The 16,573-nt window shown below is 73.1% G+C and carries 15 protein-coding genes and 1 other RNA gene; 10 read left to right on the top strand and 6 right to left on the bottom strand.

The annotated features are described in order from the left end of the window. Together AF1_RS28010 and AF1_RS28005 are read left to right on the top strand one after the other, a co-directional pair. On the top strand, positions 1-1,212 hold a 1,212-nt coding region (locus AF1_RS28010), incomplete at its 5' end, for an SDR family NAD(P)-dependent oxidoreductase (protein ID WP_157419323.1). After that, positions 1,209-4,322 (top strand): polyketide synthase family protein, encoded by a 3,114-nt coding sequence (locus tag AF1_RS28005; protein WP_067805813.1) that lies wholly within the window; start codon positions 1,209-1,211, stop codon positions 4,320-4,322. The genes AF1_RS28010 and AF1_RS28005, both read left to right, overlap by 4 nt. Positions 4,323-4,408: 86 nt before the next feature. Here AF1_RS28005 and AF1_RS28000 read toward each other — a convergent pair whose 3' ends face one another. From AF1_RS28000 to AF1_RS27990, 3 genes are read right to left on the bottom strand one after another with little or no spacing between them, the layout of a single operon-like run. Then, positions 4,409-4,807 (bottom strand): hypothetical protein, encoded by a 399-nt coding sequence (locus AF1_RS28000; RefSeq protein WP_067805810.1) that lies wholly within the window; start codon positions 4,805-4,807, stop codon positions 4,409-4,411. Positions 4,808-4,856: 49 nt separating this feature from the next. Further along, positions 4,857-5,201 (bottom strand): DUF6191 domain-containing protein, encoded by a 345-nt coding sequence (locus tag AF1_RS27995; RefSeq protein WP_067805807.1) that lies wholly within the window; start codon positions 5,199-5,201, stop codon positions 4,857-4,859. A 45-nt stretch (positions 5,202-5,246) separates the two neighbouring features. Continuing rightward, the gene (locus tag AF1_RS27990; RefSeq protein ID WP_242609037.1) at positions 5,247-5,717 is read right to left on the bottom strand and encodes a pyridoxamine 5'-phosphate oxidase family protein; all 471 of its coding nucleotides are present in this window, start codon (positions 5,715-5,717) and stop codon (positions 5,247-5,249) included. A 173-nt stretch (positions 5,718-5,890) separates the two neighbouring features. On the opposite strand from AF1_RS27990, the gene AF1_RS27985 reads away from it, so the two are divergent. The 6 genes from AF1_RS27985 to AF1_RS27960 all read left to right on the top strand — a co-directional run bounded on the left by AF1_RS27985 (position 5,891) and on the right by AF1_RS27960 (position 10,799). Beyond that, positions 5,891-6,712: a Nif3-like dinuclear metal center hexameric protein gene (locus tag AF1_RS27985; protein ID WP_067805800.1), complete on the top strand. Its 822-nt coding sequence runs from the start codon at positions 5,891-5,893 to the stop codon at positions 6,710-6,712. Further along, entirely contained in the window at positions 6,709-7,452 is a 744-nt protein-coding gene (locus tag AF1_RS27980) for a zinc ribbon domain-containing protein (RefSeq protein ID WP_067805797.1), read from the top strand. The genes AF1_RS27985 and AF1_RS27980 overlap by 4 nt, the downstream gene beginning before the upstream one ends. Next, entirely contained in the window at positions 7,449-8,594 is a 1,146-nt protein-coding gene (locus tag AF1_RS27975; protein ID WP_067805793.1) for a bifunctional RNase H/acid phosphatase, read from the top strand. Before AF1_RS27980 ends, AF1_RS27975 begins: the two co-directional genes overlap by 4 nt. Positions 8,595-8,648: 54 nt before the next feature. After that, entirely contained in the window at positions 8,649-9,992 is a 1,344-nt protein-coding gene (locus tag AF1_RS27970) for a TrpB-like pyridoxal phosphate-dependent enzyme (protein ID WP_067805790.1), read from the top strand. A 28-nt stretch (positions 9,993-10,020) separates the two neighbouring features. Beyond that, positions 10,021-10,415: RNase P RNA component class A (gene rnpB / locus AF1_RS27965), an RNA gene on the top strand. Between the two features lie 186 nt (positions 10,416-10,601). Beyond that, the gene (locus AF1_RS27960) at positions 10,602-10,799 is read left to right on the top strand and encodes a hypothetical protein (protein WP_067805787.1); all 198 of its coding nucleotides are present in this window, start codon (positions 10,602-10,604) and stop codon (positions 10,797-10,799) included. 51 nt (positions 10,800-10,850) lie between these two features. Here AF1_RS27960 and AF1_RS27955 read toward each other — a convergent pair whose 3' ends face one another. The 3 genes from AF1_RS27955 to AF1_RS27945 all read right to left on the bottom strand — a co-directional run bounded on the left by AF1_RS27955 (position 10,851) and on the right by AF1_RS27945 (position 14,345). Beyond that, positions 10,851-11,621, bottom strand: coding sequence for a carbonic anhydrase (locus AF1_RS27955; protein WP_242609038.1), 771 nt, complete (start codon positions 11,619-11,621; stop codon positions 10,851-10,853). Positions 11,622-11,812: 191 nt separating this feature from the next. Next, complete coding sequence (locus AF1_RS27950; protein WP_131733009.1) at positions 11,813-13,492, bottom strand: hypothetical protein; 1,680 nt, start codon at positions 13,490-13,492, stop codon at positions 11,813-11,815. Between the two features lie 268 nt (positions 13,493-13,760). Then, the gene (locus AF1_RS27945) at positions 13,761-14,345 is read right to left on the bottom strand and encodes a YbhB/YbcL family Raf kinase inhibitor-like protein (protein ID WP_242609039.1); all 585 of its coding nucleotides are present in this window, start codon (positions 14,343-14,345) and stop codon (positions 13,761-13,763) included. 389 nt (positions 14,346-14,734) lie between these two features. Between AF1_RS27945 and AF1_RS27940 the strand changes: the two genes are divergently transcribed. Further along, the gene (locus tag AF1_RS27940; RefSeq protein ID WP_067805782.1) at positions 14,735-16,102 is read left to right on the top strand and encodes an NAD(P)/FAD-dependent oxidoreductase; all 1,368 of its coding nucleotides are present in this window, start codon (positions 14,735-14,737) and stop codon (positions 16,100-16,102) included. Between the two features lie 85 nt (positions 16,103-16,187). Next, a partial coding sequence (locus tag AF1_RS27935; protein ID WP_169804060.1) for an AfsR/SARP family transcriptional regulator occupies positions 16,188-16,573 on the top strand: 386 nt, incomplete at its 3' end.

The following is a 16,573-nucleotide window of genomic DNA, read 5'->3' as shown; positions in this document are numbered from 1 at the left end:
CAGGCCGCCGCCGGGGTGGTGCGGCGGGTGCCGCGGGTCGTGGAACTCGATCCGCTGCCGGTGCCGCCGGAGTCGGGGACGGCGTTCGCCGGCCTGCGGTTCCTGATCGTGGACGACGGCTGCGGGATCGCGCTGGAGCTGGGCGACCTGCTCGAACGCCATGGTGCGCAGGTGCGGACGCCGCCGGACGTCGACGGCCCCTGCGACGGGCTCGTCCACCTGGCGGCGCTGCGCCCGGGGGCGGCGAGCGTCCTGCCCCCGGCGTTCGGCGCGATCCGGCAGGCGCTCGCCGGCGGATTGCGCTGGCTGGTCCTCGCGAGCGGGGCCGGGGGCACGTTCGGGCACCGGTTCGACGGCGGCGTCGGCGATCCGGCACCGGGTGCGGGCCTGCGCGGACTCGCCCGGACGATCGCGCGGGAGCATCCCGAGGTCCTCGTGCGCGCGCTGGACGTCGACACCAAGGACACCCCCCGGGCGCTCGCCCAGCGGATCATGGCGGAGCTGCTGACCGCCGACGCGCCGGTCGTGATCGGCCACGAGGGCGGCCTGCGCTACGGGCTGGAGCTGGTGCCGTCCGGGCCGCCCGGCGGCGCCCCCCTGAACCTCGCACGGGACGCGGTCGTCCTGCTGACCGGCGGCGAGCGGGGGATGACCGCGCGGCTCGCCCTGGAACTGGCCAGGACGAGCGGCTGCCACATCGAGCTCATGGGCCGCACGCCGGAACGGGAGATCCGGGTGGACGCCCTGCTGGAGCACGCGGCGTCCGTCCGGTATCACGCGGGGGACGTGCGGGACCCGCGGGCCGTCCGGGACGTCGTCGAGAACATCTACCTGACCCACCGGCGGCTGGACGGCATGATCCATGGTGCCGCGCTCGCGGAGCCCCGCCCCGGCGGCGGCACAACGCCCGGGTCCTTCGAGGACGTGTACCTGACGAAGGTGGCCGGTGCCTGCGCGCTCGCCCAGGCGGCCGGACCCGACCTCGGGTTCTTCGCCGTCCTGTCCGGTGCGGACGGCGAGCGGGGCGGGGCCGGCGCCGCGGCGGCCAACGACGCGTGCGGCACGCTCGCGCACGTGTGGCGCAGGCGGCTGCGCGGGCGCGTGCTCGTCGCCGAGACCCTGCTCGGCCCGGACGCCGGTGCGCCCGCACTGCTCAGGGAGATCACGCACGGGGACGAACCGCACGTCGTGCTGACCGGAGAAGTCCGGTGAGCGACGCCCGGGAGCCGATCGCGATCGTCGGCGCCGGGGCGGTGTTCCCCGGCGCGGGATCGGCGGCCGAGCTGTGGCGCAACATCCTCGCCGGGTTCGACGCGATCAGCGAGGTGCCGCCCGGACGCTGGGATCCCGCGCTCTACTACGACCCGGACGCCTACGGCCGGGCGCCGCAGAGCGACCGGTTCTACTGCCGGCGCGGCGGGTTCGTCGACGAACTGGCCACCTTCGACCCGGCCCGGTTCGGGATCACGCCGGCGGCGGTGCCGGGCATGGAGCCCGACCAGCTCCTCGCGCTGCGCACGGCCGGCGACGCGATCGCGGACGCGGGCGGCGCGGAGCGGCTGCCCGACCGGTCCCGGATCGGCGTGGTCATCGGGCGCGGCGGCTACCTCGCCCCGGGCGCCGCCCGCCACGACCAGCGGGTCAGAACGTCCCATCAGGTCGCCGCGATCCTCGCCGACCTGGTCCCCGAACTCGGGGACCGGCGGCTGGCGGAGATCCGCCGGGCGTTCTGCGCGCGGCTCGGGCCGGACGGCCCGGACGCCTCGGCCGGGCTGGTCCCGAGTTTCACCGCGTCCCGCATCGCCGACCGGTTCGACCTGCGCGGCCCCGCGTACACGCTGGACGCGGCGTGCGCGTCGTCGCTGCTCGCGGTCGAGCACGCCGTGCGGGCGCTGCGCGGCGGGCAGGCCGACGCGATGCTGGCCGGGGCCGTGCACCATGCGCACCACGCCACCGTCTGGAGCGTGTTCAACCGGCTGCGCGTGCTGAGCCCGACCGAGACGATCCGCCCGTTCGACCGGGCCGCGGACGGGACGCTCCTCGCCGAGGGCACCGGGATGGTGCTGCTCAAGCGGCTGTCGGACGCCGAGCGGGCCGGCGACCGCGTCCACGCGGTCATTCTGGGCGCCGGATCGTCCAGCGACGGCCGCGCCGCGAGCATCCTGAGCCCGCCGGTGGACGGGCAGGTCCTCGCGGTCGAGCGGGCCTGGCGGGACGCGGGCCTGGATCCGGCGGCGCCCGGCGCGGTCGGGCTCGTCGAGGCGCACGGCACCGGCACCCCGGCGGGGGACGAGGCGGAACTGGCGACGCTGCGCCGCGTCCTCGGCACCGACGGCCCGCGGATCGGGCTCGGCACGGTCAAGTCGATGATCGGGCACGCGATGCCCGCGGCCGGGATCGCCGGGCTGATCAAGGCGGCGTTCGCGCTGCGCGACGGTGTCCTGCCGCCGACGCTGCACGCCGACGACCCGCATCCGGCGCTGGCGGACGGCCGGCTGCGGCTCGTCCGGGAACCCGCCGAGTGGGAGCGGCGGGGCGGCCCGCGGCGGGCCGTGGTCAACGCGTTCGGATTCGGCGGCGTCAACGCGCACGTGGTGTTGCAGGAGCCGCCGTCACCCGCTCCCCGCCGGGTCGCCGCCGCGCTGTGGGCCGAGGGCCACGGCGCGTCCCCGCCGCCGGCCACCGGGATGCGGCTCGACCTCGGCACGCCGCTGGTCAGGCTGGACGGGGCCGTGGAGCCGCTGCGGCTGGCTCCCGCGGTGCCGCCGCTTCCGGCCGGCGATCCCGTGCTGGCGGAGCTGGAGGCGCTGCTCAACGACGCGGCGGCCGGGGCGCAGTCCGTGCTGGAGGCGCTCGGGGGCGGCCCGTCGCCGGTCCCGGCGGGAGAGGCGTCCACGATGTCCGCCGAGCTGAGCATTTCCCGTGTCTTCTCCGTCGAGGCGATGCCCTATCTGGCGGACCACTGCGTGGTCCCGCAGCCCCCCGGCTGGCCCGACATGTCGGACAGGTTTCCGATCGTTCCGCTGGCCACGCTGGCGGAGGTGATGGCCGACACGGCCCGCGAGCTGCTGCCCGACATGGTGGTCATCGGATTCGAGAACGTCCGCGCCGTCCGGTGGGTCGTGGCGACCCCGCCGACGACCGTGGACATCCGCGCCTATCTCGTCGATGACGGGGACCGCCCGCGCAGGGTGAAGGTCGTCATACCCGACCATGCGGACGGGACAGTCCTGCTCGCTGACCGCTACCCCAGCCCGCCCGCCCCGGACCGCACTCCGCTCACGATCGAGGGCCCGCCCATAGTCACCGCTGAGCGGCTGTATGAGGAACGCTGGATGTTCCAAGGTCCGCTCTTCCACGGCATCAGCGAGATCAGGGCGCTCGCTGAGGACGGTGTGCGTGCCGTCCTGACCTCCTTGCCGACGCCGGGTGCGCTCATGGACAGCGCTGGGCAACTGTGCGCGCACTGGATCCAGGTGTACGGCGACACCAACCAGACGGTGTTCCCGGTGGGGGTCGAAAGGGTCCTCATGTACGGGCCCTTGCCGCCTGCCGGGGAACGCCTGGAGACGACCGTCTGGAACCAGTCCCTCACCGACACGACCATGCGCTGCTCGGCGGAGATGGTCCGGGAGAACGGAACGGTGTGGGGACGCATCGACGGATGGACCACGAGCCGCTTCTACACGGACGAGGCCCTCTGGCGGATGAAGTTCACCCCCGAGGTCTCGGGGACGGGGGAGCCCCAGCCCGGCGGCTGGACGCTGGCCCGCAAACGCTGGGACGGAGCCGCGTCCCGCGACCTGCTCATGCGCCAGTACCTGTGCGCCGCCGAACGCGCCGAGTACGACGGCCTCCCGCCGTTCGCGCAGGGGCCGTGGCTGCTCGGACGGATCGCGGCCAAGGACGCCGTGAGGGACCACCTATGGCGCAACGGCCACGGACCCCTGTTCCCCGCAGAACTCACAGTCCAGGAGGGACCGGCCGTAACGGGACCGTTCGACGAGCCCCTCACGGTCTCGATCGCTTCGGACGCCGAACTGGGCGTGGCGCTGGTGCGGCCCGGTCACGCACCGGCCGGCATCGGACTCGCCGTGAACGAGAACAACGCGCGGATACGCGCGGCCAAGCAGGCGGTACTGCGGTCGATGAACACGGGTCCGGACCGTCCCGAACCGGTCGTGACCGTCGCTGACGCCGAGCGGCTCCTCATCGCGGCCAACGGCACGGTCACCACCGTGGAGACCCGCGAACTCGCAGGCTACGTCGTCGCCTGGACGACCGCCTCCGGCGACGCGAACATGCGGGACAGCCGAACCTGACACAGCCCCCGCCGACCTGGGCGGGCGGTCAGGAGGTGATCGCTGGTCCAGGCGCCGAGGCCGAGCCGGGTGAGGTGGCGGGACCGTCACAGCTTGGGGGTGAAAGGACGGCGGTGGGCGGGGTCGTCGGGCTCGGCGAGGCCGCGCAGGGCCGTCTCGACGAGTTCGATGGCGCGCAGGACGGCGACGAGGCGGGCGCCCTCGCGGCGGTAGGCGTCCAGGACGGACTCGATGCCGTGCGGCGGGACGGTGTCGCCGAGGTCGACGCGGGCGGTGCGGAAGCCCTCGCGGGCCGCCTCGACGGACGCGCCCACGTGGTGGCGCGCCATCCGGGCGAGGGCGATGGGGTAGCGGCGCAGGACGCCGTAGCGGCGGTACTCGGGCGGGAGGAGATCCAGCAGCCAGGCGAGAGCGGTGTCCTCGAAGCGGTCGGTGCCCGGTGGGTGCACCTGCGCGGGCCAGCCGGGCGGAACGTAGGTGCTCACGAGGGCAGGATAACGCGTATTAGAACCTATGTTCGAGACAAAACGGACGCTATTCCGGTGGCGGGGTCCGGCGGATCCGGATCCTGCCCGAATCCAGGTCGTCGCGGGTGGCGCCCGATCCGGTCTGCTCGTGGTCGTCCTGGCGCAGCACCTGCTGGCGCTGCTGCTCCTCCAGCTTGACCTTCTTCGAGCCTTCGAACGCGGACGCGAGGTCCTCGAACATGCCGCCGCCGAAGCCGGCGCCGGTCTCGCCGTCGCCGCGGATGGCGCCCATCAGGGACGACTTGCCCGTCCCCTCGCGAGGCCACTCGATGATCTCCGGTTCGGCCGCCTCGGGGCGGTTGCCCATCGGACGGCCCTTGACGCGCTTACGGCGGCGAAAGGGTGACTTCACACACTCTCCAACGCGATGAGGCTCCAGAATGATCCCGGCGGACATTCAGGGTACGAACGACCACCGAGTGGGAGAACCGGTGAAATCTCCCTGGCGGAGCCCGAACACCGACTGTGGACGCACCGCTACGGTCGCGTTCACCTCCGGGTCCAGGAAATCAACACGATATCGGGTGGCGTACTTGGCGTTGACCAGGTCGATGAACCGCTGAAGATCCCCGGGCGCGGTGACGATCTCGGCCCGCCCCTCGATGACCACGGGGTTCTCCGCCTCCTCGGTGGCCACCACCACCTGCGGGTTCGCGCGCAGGTTCACCATCTTGCGGGACGGGACGGCGCTGCTGAACAGCAGGGCCTCGCCGGACCAGGCGCCCCACACGGGCATGGCGTGCGGACGTCCGTCCGGCCGCACCGTGCACACCCAGAAGTTGCGCGCCGCGCGCAGCCGCTCCACGGCCCACGACCACGGCAGCAGGCCGCTTCCCTCATCCGGTCCCCGGATGCCGTAGCCGGGCATGTACGGACGTTCCGCAGTGGGTTCGACTGGTCCCCGTCCCGCGGCACCGGCGGCCGACATGGCGCTCTCCCCTCCATCGTGCACTGTCCCGTCCATATCGTTACAGACGGCGGTGTCCCGAGGTGACGCTCGGTGGCTCGTTGGAAGCGGCTCAGCGCGGTAGCCTGCGGGACGTGCGCCTATCCCATGTCATCACGGTTCTGGAGGAGCTTTACCCGCCCGCCTGGGCGGAGTCCTGGGACGCCGTCGGCCTGGTCTGCGGAGACCCCGATCAGGAGGTCGGCCGGGTCCTGTTCGCGGTCGACCCCGTCGCCGCCGTGATCGACGAGGCGCTGGAGTGGGGTGCCGACCTGGTGGTCACGCACCATCCGCTGCTGCTGCGCGGGGTGCACTCGGTCGCCGCCACCACCCCCAAGGGACGGCTCGTCCACCGGATGATCACCAACGGGATCGCGCTGCACACCGCGCACACCAATGCCGACCGGGCCGATCCCGGCGTGTCGGACGCGCTGGCGCGGGCGGTCGGCCTCACCGGCGAGCTGCGTCCGATGGTCCCCGCCGCCGACGACCCGCGTCGCGGCCTCGGCCGGATCGGGGAGCTGGACGAGCCCGTCACGCTGCGGGAGTTCACGAAGCGGGCCGCCGCCGGGCTGCCGTCCACCGCCTGGGGCGTCCGGGCGGCGGGCGACCCGGACGCCGCCGTCCGCACCGTCGCCGTCTGCGGCGGCGCCGGCGACTCCCTCCTCGGCACCGCGCGGGCCGCCGGTGTCGACGCCTACCTCACCGCCGACCTGCGGCACCATCCCGCGTCGGAGTTCGCCGAGTACGGCGGGCCCGCGCTGGTGGACGCCGCGCACTGGGCGACCGAATGGCCGTGGCTGGCCGATGCCGAACGCCGGCTGGCCGCGTCCTCCCCGGAAGCGGGCAAGTTGGAGACACGGGTGTCCACGCTCGTCACCGACGCGTGGCGCCTCCACGCAGAAGGAGCAATGTGAAAGCCGCACCGCAAGCCCAGCTTCGCCTGATCGACCTGCAGGAGCTCGACAGCTCGCTGGACCGGCTGGCGCACCGCCGCCGCACGCTGCCCGAACTGGCGGAGATCGAGCGGCTGGAGGGACGCCTGACCGAGCTGCGCGACGCGATCGTGGCGGCCGAGACCGAGCTCGGCGACCTGCAGCGGGAGCAGAAGAAGGCCGAGCAGGACGTCGACCAGGTCCGCACCCGCGCCGACCGCGACCGGCAGCGGCTCGACTCGGGCCTGGTGACCTCGGCGAAGGACCTCGCCGGCCTGCAGACGGAGATCGAGTCGCTGCAGCGCCGCCAGTCCGACCTGGAGGAGGTCGTGCTGGAGATCATGGAGCGCACGGAGGAGGCCGAGGGGAGGGTCGCCGCGCTGCGCGCCGAGCGGTCCGCCGTGCAGGACGAGCTCGCGGGGCTCATCGAGCGGCGCGACACCGCCCAGCGGGGGATCGACGACGAGGCCGGGACCACGAGCACCGCGCGCACCGCCGTCGCCAAGGACATCCCGGAGGACCTCCTCGCCCTCTACGAGAAGCTGCGCGGCCAGTTCGGCGGCGTGGGCGCGGCCAAGCTGTTCCGGGGCGCGTGCCAGGGCTGCCATCTGGCGCTCAACACCGTCGACCTGAACAACATCCGGTCCGCCGCGGAGGACGAGGTCATCCGCTGCGAGGAATGCCGGCGCATCCTCGTCCGCACGCCCGAGTCGGGGCTGTGAGCGCGGGTGCCGGTGGCCGCGGGGAGCCGTCCCGCACCGGGGGCGGGGGCTCGCGCAAGCTGATCATCGAGGCGGACGGGGGCTCGCGCGGCAATCCCGGCCCGGCCGGGTACGGCGCCCTCGTCCGGGACGCGCTGACCGGCGAGGTGCTCGCGGAGGTCGCCGAGTCGATCGGGCACGCCACCAACAACGTGGCCGAGTACCAGGGCCTGATCGCCGGGCTGACGGCCGCCGCCGCGATCGACCCGTCCGCCCGCGTCGAGGTCCGGATGGACTCCAAGCTCGTCGTGGAGCAGATGTCCGGCCGCTGGAAGATCAAGCACCCGGACATGGTCCCGCTGGCGCTGCGGGCGCGGGAGCTGGCCGAGGGGCTCGGCTCGGTGTCCTACGGCTGGATCCCGCGCAACCGGAACGCGCACGCCGACCGGCTCGCGAACGAGGCCATGGACGCCGCCGCCCGCGGCGAGCACTGGACCCGCAAGGTCGAGGAGACGCCGGGGGAGTCCGAGCCGCCGCCGCGTCCCGTCTCGTCCACCCCGATGACCACGGTCCTGCTGCGGCACGGTGAGACGCCGCTGTCGGTCGAGAAGCGCTTCGCCGGGACGGGCGACACCCCGCTCACCGCGAACGGCGTCGCCCAGGCCCGCGCCGCCGCGCTCGCGCTCAAGGACCGCGGGCTCGACGCGATCGTCACCTCGCCGCTGTCCCGCTGCCGTGGCACCGCCGCCGAGGTCGCCGCCGTCACCGGCCTGGACGTGCGCGTTGAGGACGGCTTCCGGGAGGCCGACTTCGGCCGGTGGGAGGGCCTCACGTTCGCCGAGGCGGGCAAGGGCTGGCCGGACGAGCTGAAGGCGTGGCTCGCCGACCCGGGCGCCGCGCCGCCCGGTGGGGAGAGCTTCGCCCAGGTGTCCCGCCGCGTCCGCACGGCCCTGGACAAGCTCAAAGTCCGCTACCGCGAGCAGACGGTGCTGGTGGTCTCGCACGTCACTCCCATCAAGCTCCTGGTCAAGGACGCCTTGGGCGCTCCCATGTCATCCCTGTACCGGATGCACCTGGACGTGGCGGCGCTCTCGTCCATCGACTGGTACGCCGATGGACCCGCGACACTGCGCACCTTCAACGACGTCCACCACCTTCCCTAATGACCCGGCGGCGCCTACCCTGCCCGGTAGGCGCCTGACCTGGGGAGGGACCGCGTGATCACCAAGATCCTGCTGGACGAGTCGAAGCTCCCGGACCGCTGGTACAACATCGTCCCCGACCTGCCCGCGCCGCCGCCCCCGCCCCTGCACCCGGGCACGCGCGAGCCGGTCGGGCCGGACGACCTGGCGCCGCTGTTCCCCGCGGACCTCATCGCCCAGGAGGTCAGCGGCGACCGGTACATCGAGATCCCGGAAGAGGTCCGCGAGGTCTACCGGCTCTGGCGTCCGACACCGCTGATCCGGGCGCACCGCCTCGAACGCGCTCTCGGCACCCCCGCCCGCATCTACGTGAAGTACGAGGGCGGCTCGCCGGTCGGGTCGCACAAGCCGAACACCGCCGTCCCGCAGGCGTACTACAACGCGCGCCAGGGCGTCCGCCGCCTCACCACCGAGACCGGCGCCGGCCAGTGGGGGAGCGCCCTCGCCTTCGCGTGCGCCCAGTTCGGCCTGGACTGCGAGGTCTGGATGGTGCGCGCCTCCTACGACCAGAAGCCGTACCGCCGCTCGATGATGGGGCTGTACGGGGCGCGGGTGCATCCCAGCCCGTCGCCGCTGACCGCGTCCGGCGCGAAGATCCTCGCGGACGACCCGGACTCGCCGGGTTCGCTCGGCATCGCGATCAGCGAGGCCGTCGAATCCGCCGCCCCCGACGACACCCGTTACGCCCTCGGCAGCGTCCTCAACCACGTCCTGCTGCACCAGACCGTGATCGGCGAGGAGGCCCTCGAACAACTCGCCCTCGTCGACGACACCCCGGACGTGATCGTCGGCTGCACCGGCGGCGGCTCCAACTTCGCCGGCCTGGTCTTCCCGTTCCTCCGCGAGAAACTGCGGGGCCGCATGAACCCGGTCGTCCGCGCCGTCGAACCCGCCGCGTGCCCGTCGTTCACCCGCGGCCGCTACGCCTACGACTTCGGCGACACGGCCGGCTTCACCCCCCTGCTCAAGATGCACACGCTCGGGCACGACTTCGTCCCCGACCCCATCCACGCGGGCGGCCTCCGCTACCACGGCATGGCCCCCCTGCTTTCCCACATGTACGAACTGGACCTCTTCGAGGCGACGGCCAAACACCAGCGCGAGTGCTTCGAGGCCGGCGTCCTGTTCGCCCGGACGGAGGGCATCGTCCCGGCCCCCGAACCCACGCACGCCCTGGCCGCCGCCGTCGAGGAGGCCCGCCGCTGCGCCGAGACCGGCGAACCCAAGGTCATCCTCACCGCCCTCTGCGGCCACGGGCACCTGGACATGGCCGCTTACGACCGCTTCCTGTCCGGCCAGATGGAAGACCACACCCTGCCCCAGGCCCGCCTGGACGAGGCCCTGACCACCCTCCCCTGAGAACCCGCTACCCTTGGCCTACGGCGGACGAGCCGGCCGGACGGCCGCGTCGGGGAGCGATTCCCGTCGAGGAAAGTCCGGGCTCCACAGGGCAGGGTGGTCGGTAACACCGACCCGGGGTGACCCGCGGGACAGTGCCACAGAAAGCAAACCGCCACCGGTCCCCGGTGGTAAGGGTGAAACGGTGAGGTAAGAGCTCACCAGCGCCCACGGTGACGTGGGCGGCTCGGTAAACCCCACCCGGAGCAAGGTCAAGAAGGGGCCTCGGGAGAGGCCCCGCGCAGGTGCCCGAGGGCGGCCCGCCCGAGCCTGCGGGTAGACCGCTGGAGGCCGCCGGCAACGGCGGTCCGAGATGGATGGCCGTCACCCGCCGCCCGCAAGGGCCGGCGGGCACAGAACCCGGCTTACAGGCCGGCTCGTCCGCCCTTCGGCGCTTCTTCGCGTGTGCCGTCCTTCTTCGCATGCGCCGCGCGACTCCCGGGAAGCGGGTCACAGGACACAGAGGGGATGAAACAGGGCGCTTACTGTCCTGGTAGAAGCCGGTCGGCTTGACCGGTGACTGCGGCGGGGTCGGGGTGCTGGGCCTGGGCTCCGTGGAAAGGAGCGCTGATGTTCAGCATCGTGTTCGCGGCCCTCGTGCTCGCCGGGCTGCTCGGGGGGCTCGTGTACCTGTGGGACTTCTCGCGCGCCAGCCGGCGCGACGCGCTGTTCCTGCCGGCGCCCGACCGGCGCGCGCGGCGGGCGCGCCGGGTGACGGGCATGTACGTACGGGACTACCGGCGTGACGACGAGCTCGTCGGACGCTGATCGGGGGATGGGCGTGCGGGTCGTCCTGGCGGGGGGACGGCCCGCGCCTCGTCAGGTGAGGGTCCGGGTTTCGGGGGCCTCGTCCGGGACGGGCGCGAACGTGCCGGACGAGCGGTCCAGGATCTCGACGGTGGCGGACGAGAGGTCGAGGTAGAGGCCGACCAGTTCGATCTCGCCGGCCTCGACCCGGTCCCGCAGCCACGGGTAGGTCAGCAGGTTGTCGAGCTGCTGCATCACGTTGATCTTGCAGAGCCGGGTGAGCGGCGGCTCGTCCCAGGTGTCGGGGTCGGTGGCGAGGAGGCGGGCGAGGCTGTGGTTGCCGTGCCGCAGCCAGCGCGACAGGCCGGTCAGGTGCTCGACCTCGGTGCCGCCCGCGAGGAGCGCGGCCATCGCACCGCAGTTGGAGTGGCCGCACACCGTGATCGTGCGGATGTCGAGGACGTTGGTGGCGTACTCGACGGTCGCGGAGACCGAGTCGTCCGGCGTCCGGGAACCGTGCCGGGGGACGAGGGCGCCGACGTTCCGGTTGATGAACAGGTCGCCGGGGCCGCTCGCGGTGATGATGTTGGGGACGACGCGGGAGTCCACGCAGGTGATGAACAGGTGCTCGGGCTTTTGCTCCATCGCCAGCTCGGCCATGATCGGCCGGACGAGCCGGGCCGTGCTGTCGTGGTACTCGCGGACGCCGTCCAGCAGCACGGCCGCCGGGGAGACCTCGGGGGCGTCGAGTTCGGCGTCGGCGCGACGCCGCCGGTTCGCCCAGGGGGCCCACCAGCGGGCCGGCGGGATCGTCTTACGTGGCTGGGTCGCATCGCCTGTCACGGCTCTTTCATACCAAGCGCCGTGAACCCCGTCGATGCCGACCCCGCCTTCGCCGGCGTTCGCGGGCGAGCCGCCCCCGCGGGCGTGGCCTGCGGATGGGGCCGCAGGGCGTGGACGGGGGCGGCGCCCTGGAACAGTGAGAGGGCCGCCGGACGAAGATCCGGCGGCCCTCGCGCGAACGTGCCGTGCGCCTAGCGGCGGTAGTTCTCCCAGTCGTCGTTCGACTGGCCATCCTGGTATCCGCCCTGCTGCGGCGAGCCGCCCTGCTGCTGTGAACCGTGGTAGCCGGAGCCGTACGCCTGGGTGGAGTTCGGGTCGGGGTAGCCGCCCTGTGCGCCTTGCTCGGGCGGCGGGGCCAGCGGGTCACCGCCGCTGTAGCTGCTGCCGCTGAAGTCGCCGTAGACTCCGCCACCGCCGCCGAGCGGGTCTTCGTAGCGCGTCGACTCGCCGTAGGCGGGGGCGGTCGGGTAGCCGTCGCTCTGCTGGCCCTGCCCGTATCCGGCCTGCCCGCCCATGCCGGAGTCGTACCCGCCGCCCGGCCCGCCGGACGGCCACGGGCCCGTGTTGCCGGTGCTCGCGGGGGTCGAGCCGGTCCCGTAGGAGCCGGTGCCGAGCGGGTCGCCCAGCGGATCGTTCAGCGAACCGCCGCCGTAGGAGCCGCCCGGGTCCGAAGTCCGCTGCCGGTCGGACTGGATGCGCTGCAGCAGCTCGTCCACCGTCGGAAGCTTGTGGCCGTCGGTGTCGGACCCTCCGCCGCTGCCACCGTGCGCGGCCGGAGCCGCGGGAGCCGGTGGCGGCGGCGCGGCCGGCTCGTCGGGACGGCCGAGCGGCAGCCCGAGCGGGTCGGACGCCCGCTGGTCGCCGCCGAGCCCGCCACCGGAGCCGAGCGGCATCTCGAAGTCCTGGAGTCCACCGGGGGGCGGCCCGGCGGCCGGACGTCCGCCCAGCGGGTCGGCGCCGTAGTCGCCGAAGGAGGGTTCGGGGGAGCCGTACTGGGGCTGCTCGGGGACGCCGTACTGGTCCTGCCCGCCGTAGGAGGAGTCACCGGGCCCGTAGTCGGCGGCCCCGTACACGGGCTGCGGCTCCTGGCCGCCGTACACCGGCTGGTCGGGCGCGCCCGGCCCGCCGTAGGGCGGCTGCATGCTCGGACCGCTCTGACCACCCGGGCCCGCAAGGTCGGTGGGGATCGGGTCGAGCGCCGTCGAGCCCGGGTCGCCGCCGAACGGCCCACCGCCCTGGAAGCCGCCGGGCGCCGGCGGGGGCACATGCTGCGGCCCGGTGCCGCCGCCCGGTCCGCCGCCCTGCCCGCCGAGGCCGTTGAGGACGGTGCCGTCCGCGCTCATCGAGACCGGCTGGGTCAGCTGGGGCGGCTCGACCGGTGGCTGCTCGGGCGGCGGGGGCTGCGCGTTCAGCGGGTCGGCGGCGGGGTCCGGCTCGGCATGGCCGCCGCCCTGGTCGTGCTGCCAGGGGAATTTGGGCTTGTCGAAGGTGATCGTCGCCCAGTAGTCGTCGTCCTCCATCTCGTCCGACGGCCGGCCGCTCGGGGCGGGCGGCGGCGGGGCGGAGCCGGTGGGGGCGGCGAGCGGGCCGCCGCCGGCGACACGGCGGTCCGGCACGGGCTCGGGGGCGCGGTCGTAGCCGCCGTCATAGCCTTCGTCGTACCCGTCGTTGTAGCCGGGCCCGTAGTTGTCCGGGCCGCTCATCTGCTCGGGCGGCGGGACTCCCCGGCGGCCGCGCGGCTGCTGCGGCTCGTCGTCCATCCAGTCGTCGTCGTCGCGTCCCGCCCTGCTGGCCCGCAGGCCCAGGGCCACGAGGACGACCACCAGGACCACGACCACAATGAGGCCGAAGACCACGATGTAAGAAGTCATGCCACCACCCAATGCCTTGGCCCAGCGGGAGTCGCCGGCGCGGACCGCGGGTTCGTCCCGATTGTCGCAAATGACCCGATCATCACGGGTTTCCGCCCCCGCGGCTCAGCCCGATTCTGTCCGAGCGCTATGACCGTTGTCACACCCTTCGCGCACATCTACCCTCACACGGCGCGTGCCGATCGGCCAACCTCGCCGACCCGCACACCCCCGTCAGCTCCAGCCCCCCGAGGGGTCCGCCCTGACCCTGTGCTCTCAGGCCCCACGGTCAACGCGCCTGTTCGCCGCCGAAGTTCCCGGTGATCCTGCCGCGGCCGATCGTGTGCTTGGCGATGGCGGGAAGCGAGTTCTTCAGTGCGGCGCCGTTCTGGAACGGTGCCGGATCGTCCAGCGCGTAGATGGTGAACCGGTACCGATGCTTTTCTCCCTTGGGCGGGCACGGGGGCGCGTAACCCGCCTTCTTGCCTGTGGTCAGCCCCGCGAGGGTCCTGTCCAGCCGGGCACCCTCGACGATCTCGTTCACCGTTCCGTCGATGCCCGCGATCACCCAGTGGACGTAGGCCCCGCCAGAGGCGTCGGGGTCGTCCATGACGATCGCGAACGATTTGACCCCCGCCGGCGCCGACCACCGGAGCGGCGGGGTCTTGCCCTGCCCGCCAGGGTACGTCGCGCAGCCGTACCGCGGGGGCAGGTCGCCGCCATCATGGAAGACCGGGCTGGTCACCGTGAACCACTCCGACAGTTCGGCGCTCTTGTTCTGCGGCTCGCCGATCAGGCCGCAGCCGCTCAGCGCCCCGGCCAGGGCGAGGGCACCCGCCGCGGCCAGGATCGGACGCCGGTCTCTGCTCATCATCGATACGCTCCCGGGCGAGATCGTACGCCGCACGTCGCCGGGCCGCCGTCTTCTCGGCCCGCGTCTCGGCCGCGCGCGTCCGCCGCCGGCGCCCCCTTCCTCGTCCGCCCCCACGATAGGGGTTTTCCGGGACTGGAACGGGCCGATCCCGGTGTCGTCCCGCGGTTCGCCCGAAGAAGATCCCTGTGACGTTGGTCATGCGTGTTTTGTCCCGCTCCATCCCACTATTTGAGAAAGAGTGGCGGGTTTCACAGCCGATCCACCTCTTCCCTTTGCCGGGATGGGAAGTTTTCGGGTTCTTTCCTGGTTTTTCATTGGTGTCGGGCACGTTCCATCCGCTAGCTTGTGAATGTCTTCACAAGCCGACCGTGACTAATTGGAGGGCCGCAATGGCCAGGACCGCCGAGGACACCCCTGGCGCTCCCCACATCCTCATCGTGGGTGGCGGCTATGTGGGCATGTACACCGCGCTGCGTCTGCAGAAGAAGCTCAAGCGAGAACTGAGACGCGGCGAGGTCAAGGTCACCATCGTCGACCCCAACTCGTACATGACGTACCAGCCGTTCCTCCCCGAGGCCGCCGCCGGGAACATCTCGCCGCGGCACGTCGTCGTCCCGCTCCGCCGGGTGCTGCCCAAGTGCACCGTGCGCAAGGGCCGGGTCACCGAACTGAACCACGACGAGGGCTGGGCGATCCTGCAGCCGCTGGCCGGCCCCCCGGAGCGGATCTCCTACGACTACCTGGTCATGGCCGCCGGGGCCGTGCCACGGCTGCTGCCGATCCCCGGGCTCGCCGAGCACGGCATCAGCCTCAAGACCGTCGGCGAGGCCATCCACCTGCGCAACCACGTCCTGGAGCAACTGGAGATCGCCGAGTCGACCAACGACGTCGAGCTGCGCCGCAAGGCGCTGACCTTCGTGTTCGTCGGCGGCGGGTTCGCCGGCGTGGAGGCCGTCGCCGAACTGGAGGACATGACCCGCGACGCGACCAAGTACATGCGCAAGGTCACCCCGCAGGACCTGCGGTTCATCCTCGTCGAGGCCGCCGACCGCATCCTGCCCGAGGTCGGGCCCGACATGGGCAAGTGGACCGCCGAGCAGCTGCGCGGCCGCGGCATCGCGGTGAAGATGAACACCTACCTCGAATCGGCGGTCGACGGGCAGATCGAGCTGTCGGACGGCAGCAGCTTCCCCGCCGGGACGCTGGTGTGGAACGCGGGCGTCAAGCCGTCCCCCGTCGTCCGGCACGGTGACCTGCCGCTGGACGAGCGCGGCCGCGTCAAGGGCACCGAGTACCTCACCATCGAGGGCCTGGTGCGGGCGTTCACCGCCGGGGACAACGCCGCCATCCCGGACCTGACGCAGGAGGGCATGTACTGCCCGCCGAACGCGCAGCACGCCGTCCGGCAGGCCAAGCTGCTCGGCGACAACATCGTCCGGTCGCTGCGCGGCAAGACCCTCAAGCCGTACGTGCACGCCAACATCGGCGCCGTCGCCGGGCTCGGCCTGCACAAGGGCGTCGCCCAGACCTACGGCTTCAAGGTCAAGGGCTGGCCGGCGTGGTTCATGCACCGCAGCTACCACGGTGCGAAGGTCCCGACCTTCAACCGCAAGCTGCGCGTCGTCGCGGACTGGACGCTCGCGCTGTTCCTCAAGCGCGAGACCGTCTCGCTCGCGACCGTGGAGCAGCCGCGCGCCGACTTCCAGCTCGCCGCGCTCGACGAAACCAGGGGCAAGACCAAGGAGAACGCGGCCTGACCCGGCCCGCACGCCATGACGCCCCGGCGGTTCCCGTGACCGCCGGGGCGTCCCGCGTCCGGGCGGGGTGCGGAAGAATCGACGGGTGCGGATCGCGATCCTGGGGCCGCTGGAAGTGCGGGCGGACGGCGGCGAGCCCGTCGCCGTCGGCGGCGCCCGGCTGCGCGCCCTGCTGACACTGCTCGCGCTCGACCCCGGCGCGGTGATCCCGGCCGAGTGGATCATCGACGCGCTCTGGGAGGACGGGGTGCCGGGCGGCGCGCCGAACGCGCTGCAGTCGCTCGTCCGCCGGCTGCGGGCCGCGATCGGCCGGGACCTGATCGAGTCGCGGCCCGGCGCGTACCGGCTCGTCCTGCCGCCCCGCGCCGTGGACGCCCACGACTTCGAGGCGCGGGTCCGCGATGCGCGGCGCGCCGCGTCCCCGGCCGCGCGGTCGGCCGGCCTCGGTGCGGCGCTCGCGCTGTGGCGCGG

Origin of the sequence: Actinomadura formosensis NBRC 14204, assembly GCF_001552155.1 — a bacterium.
In the GTDB taxonomy this organism is placed as follows: Bacteria; Actinomycetota; Actinomycetes; order Streptosporangiales; family Streptosporangiaceae; genus Spirillospora; species Spirillospora formosensis.
This window is presented reverse-complemented; position numbering and strand designations above follow the sequence as displayed.

Coding starts and splice junctions, on each gene's coding strand:
- AF1_RS27940 (WP_067805782.1), top strand. CDS start 14,735: ATGGCCAGGACCGCCGAGGACACCCCTGGCGCTCCCCACATCCTCATC.
- AF1_RS27950 (WP_131733009.1), bottom strand. CDS start 13,492: ATGACTTCTTACATCGTGGTCTTCGGCCTCATTGTGGTCGTGGTCCTG.
- AF1_RS27990 (WP_242609037.1), bottom strand. CDS start 5,717: ATGCCCGGCTACGGCATCCGGGGACCGGATGAGGGAAGCGGCCTGCTG.
- AF1_RS27960 (WP_067805787.1), top strand. CDS start 10,602: ATGTTCAGCATCGTGTTCGCGGCCCTCGTGCTCGCCGGGCTGCTCGGG.
- AF1_RS27945 (WP_242609039.1), bottom strand. CDS start 14,345: ATGATGAGCAGAGACCGGCGTCCGATCCTGGCCGCGGCGGGTGCCCTC.